Annotated in this window: 3 protein-coding genes and 1 pseudogene; all 4 read right to left on the bottom strand. The window is 71.7% G+C overall.

All coding sequences use genetic code 11. The features are described 5' to 3' along the window. On the bottom strand, positions 1 to 1,762 hold a 1,762-nt coding region (hypF, locus tag QQK25_RS22450; RefSeq protein ID WP_284189963.1), incomplete at its 3' end, for a carbamoyltransferase HypF. Positions 1,763 to 1,769: 7 nt separating this feature from the next. Further along, entirely contained in the window at positions 1,770 to 2,837 is a 1,068-nt protein-coding gene (gene hypB / locus QQK25_RS22445) for a hydrogenase nickel incorporation protein HypB (protein ID WP_284189962.1), read from the bottom strand. A 121-nt stretch (positions 2,838 to 2,958) separates the two neighbouring features. Beyond that, complete coding sequence (gene hypA / locus QQK25_RS22440; RefSeq protein WP_284189961.1) at positions 2,959 to 3,300, bottom strand: hydrogenase maturation nickel metallochaperone HypA; 342 nt, start codon at positions 3,298 to 3,300, stop codon at positions 2,959 to 2,961. Then, positions 3,293 to 3,702, bottom strand: a pseudogene (locus tag QQK25_RS22435) (hypothetical protein); the annotation flags it as partial. The gene hypA and the pseudogene QQK25_RS22435, both read right to left, overlap by 8 nt.

Genomic DNA, 3,702 nt, shown 5'->3' with positions numbered 1-3,702 from the left:
GTTCGCGGGCCGCGCGGTCGCCGCCGGGCAGGGCCAGCGGGCTGAGGTGGCCGAGGCGCCGGAACTCGGCGCCATCCACGTAGAGCAGCTCGCCGCCCCAGGGCAGGCCGTCGGTGCCGAGGCCCACGCCGTCGGCGGCAAAGCCGAGCACCGGGCCGTCGAGACGATGCTCGGCGCACACCGCGGCGATGTGGGCGTGGTGATGCTGGACGGCGATGGACGGCACATCCAGCGCATCGGCCAGGGCCAGCGCGGCCTGGGTGGAGTAGTAATCGGGATGGGCGTCGTGGGCGACGGCGGCCGGGCGCACCGACAGGATGGCCTGCAGGTGTTCGGCGGCTTCGTCGAGGGCGACGCAGGCGGCCGGGTTGTCGAGCCCGCCGATGTGCTGGGACAAGAACGCCTCGGCCCCGCGGGCGAGGCACAGCGTGGCCTTGTAGTGGGCGCCGAAGGCCAGCACCGCCGGGCCGCTGGCATCGAGGGGCATGGCGAGCGGGGTGAAGCCCCGGGCACGGCGCAGGAACTGCACGCCGGCGCTCTTGCCGTCGCCCTCGCCCGGCGTGGCGGGCAGATCGGGGCGCAGGCGCAGCACCGAGTCGTCGCAGCGCACCACGATGTCCCGGTCGTGCATCAAGAGCACGTCGGCGATGTCGGCGAGGCGCTCGAAGGCTTCGTCGTTGCGCTGCACCAGCGGCTCGCCATGGGGGTTGGCGCTGGTCATCACCAGGGCCAGGGGCTGCGGCTGGTCGAGCCAGACGGTGCCGGCGGGGCGGCCGGCAGCCTCGTGGAACAGCAGGTAATGGAGCGGCGTGCCGGGCAGCATCACGCCCAGCTCGTCGAGATCCGGCGCGATGCCGGGATAGGCGTCGTCGCAGCCGGGCTGCTTGGCGAGCAGCACGATGGGCCGCTCGGGGCTTTCGAGCACCGCGGCCTCGGCGGCGCTGACGCGCACCCGGCTGGCCAGGCTGGCGACGTTGGCGACCATCAGCGCGAGGGGCTGGTGGGGGCGCGCCTTGCGTTCGCGCAGGCGGGCGACGGCGTCGGCGTTGGACGCGTCGCAGGCCAGGTGGAAACCACCCAGGCCCTTGATGGCGACGACCTCGCCCAGCTGCAGGCGGCGCACCGCCTCGGCCAGCGGGTCCCGGGCCAGCGCGGTGAGGCCGTGGGGCTCGTGCAGGCTGAGGCGCGGGCCGCATTCGGGGCAGGCGTTGGGCTCGGCGTGGAAGCGCCGGTCGCCCGGGTGGCGGTATTCGGCGGCGCAGACCTCGCACAGCTCGAAGGCTGCCATGCTGGTGCGCGCCCGGTCATAGGGCAGGCTGCGGGTGATGGTGTAGCGCGGGCCGCAGTGGGTGCAGTTGATGAAGGGGTAGCGCCAGCGCCGGTCGTCGGGGTTGAACAGCTCGGAAAGGCAGGCGCGGCAGACGCCCACGTCGGGGCCGATGGCGGTGGCCACCTCGCCCTCGGCGCTGGGCAGGATGGTGAAATCCTTGCGGGAATGATCGGGCGGGATCACCTCCGGCTCGATGGCGTCGACACGCGCGAGCGGCGGCGCCTCGCTGGCGAGGCACTGGGTGAAGGCGTCGAGCACGGGCTCGCTGCCCTGGATCTCGATCTCCACCCCGCCGCCGTCGTTGCGCACCCAGCCGACGAGGCCGAGGGAGTTGGCGAAGCGGTACACGAAGGGCCGGAAGCCCACGCCCTGTACCACGCCGCGCACGCGCAGGCGGCGGGCGACGCGGGTCGGGTCGACGACAATCAGCATGGACGGGTCAGCCTTTCGCCGCGAGCTGCGCTTCGAGCTGGGCGATGCGGGCGCGCAGCTGGTCCACCGTGGCCACCCGGGCGGCACGAGCGGCGGCGAGGCGCGCGTCGATCCAGCCCAGCCATTCGTCGAAGCCGGCGCCGGTAGTGGCGGAAACCTGGATCACCTGCAGCTGGGGATTGACCCGGCGGGCGAAGTCGATGGCGCGGGCCACGTCGAAGCTGAGGTAGGGCAACAGGTCAACCTTATTGACCAACATCAGGCTGGCTGCGGCGAACATGTCGGGGTACTTGAGGGGCTTGTCCTCACCTTCGGTGACCGACAGCACCACCACCTTGGCGGCTTCGCCCAGGTCGAAAGCGGCCGGGCACACGAGGTTGCCGACGTTCTCGATGAGCAGCACGCTGTCGTCGGGCGGGGCGAGTTTTTCGAGGGCGTGGCCGACCATCAGCGCGTCCAGGTGGCAGCCCTTGCCGGTGTTGATCTGCAGCGCCGGGGCGCCGGTGGCGCGGATGCGCTCGGCGTCGAAGCTGGTCTGCTGGTCGCCTTCCACCACCGCCACCGGCACCGCGCCCGGGCGGGCCTTGAGGGCGTCGATGGTGCGCACCAGCAGCGTCGTCTTGCCGGAGCCGGGGCTGGACACGAGGTTGAGGGCGAGGATTCCCCGGTCGGCCAGCCAGCCGCGGTTGCGATCCGCGTAGCCGTCGTTCTTGGCGAGGATGTTCTGCTCGATCTTGACCATCTGCGCCTGGCTCATGCCCGGGGCGTGGGCGCCGGCCGGGCCGTGGCCGTAGTGCAGGCTGCCGTCGCCGACATCCTCGGCGTGGGAATGGGCGTGGTCGGCGGTGTGCACGTGGTCGTGGCTGTGCCAGCTGCCGTCGGCGTGCTGGTGCGCATGGCCGTGGGCGCCGGCGGGCACCCAATGGTGGCTGTGGGCGTGCTCGCCTTCGTGCCCGTGGGCGTGACGGTGCACGGTGCCATCGGCGTGGACGTGCTCGTGTTCGTGGCCGTCCCGGTCGAGCGCTTCGCCTTCGATACGGGTTTCACCGGCCCCGCAGCCGCACACATTGCACATCTCAGTTCTCCATTGCCTCACTTACCACCCCGATACCACCCCAGCGCACGACTGCAACACCCGGCCCCCACCCGAGGCCAGCCGCGCACGGCCGCTTCGGGGAGCGTCGTTCATCTCGGCTTCATTCGATTTCGAGTTCCTTCACCCGCATCTCGGTGCCGCCGGTGGCCTGCACCTGGTAGCTGCCGCAATGGGGGCAAGGATCATACAGCGCGCCGATGGGCACGCTCATGGCGCACTGCATGCACCAGCCCTGGCCGGGCACGGCGTCGATCTGGAGGGCGGCGCCGTCGGCGATGCTGTCCTTCATCACCACATCGAAACAGAAGCGCAGGGCCTCGGGTTCGACCGACGAGAGCTGGCCGATTTCCAGCACGACCGTCTTCACCTTGCGAAAACCCTGGGCGCGCCCGGCGTCCTCGACGATCTGGCGGATGCCTTCCGCCAGCGACATTTCATGCATCCACGATCTCCACGGTGTAAGGCACGCAGGGGTCGAGCTGCAGGACCGCCCTTTCCACTGCGCGGCGGGCCGCTGCCAGGGAAGGCAGGCGGGCCGGCAGGCGCTCCACGATACCCTTTTCGTCGGTGAAATTGCGATCCGTCGGCGCGTCGATCCGCCATGCAGCGACCCGGCCGTCGACCACGCCCAGGGCGTGACGCAGGCGACCGCGGGCGGTGTGCACCCACGCTTCGCCCGCGCCGGCCCCCGGATTGCCGGCGCTGCCCCACGGGTAGGGGCGATCTTCCTCCAGCGCCCGGGCGGCGGCGGCGAAGTCGGCGAGCTGGTCGGCAGCCTCGGCGGTGGTCGGCAGTTCGGCGATGATCTGCCGGGTGGCGTCAATGACGGCGGCCCGCCCCAGGC

The organism is Zoogloea oryzae (assembly GCF_030161255.1).
Lineage (GTDB): Bacteria > Pseudomonadota > Gammaproteobacteria > Burkholderiales > Rhodocyclaceae > Zoogloea > Zoogloea oryzae.
Note: the sequence above shows the minus strand (reverse complement) of the source record. Positions and strands in the feature narration are given on the sequence as shown.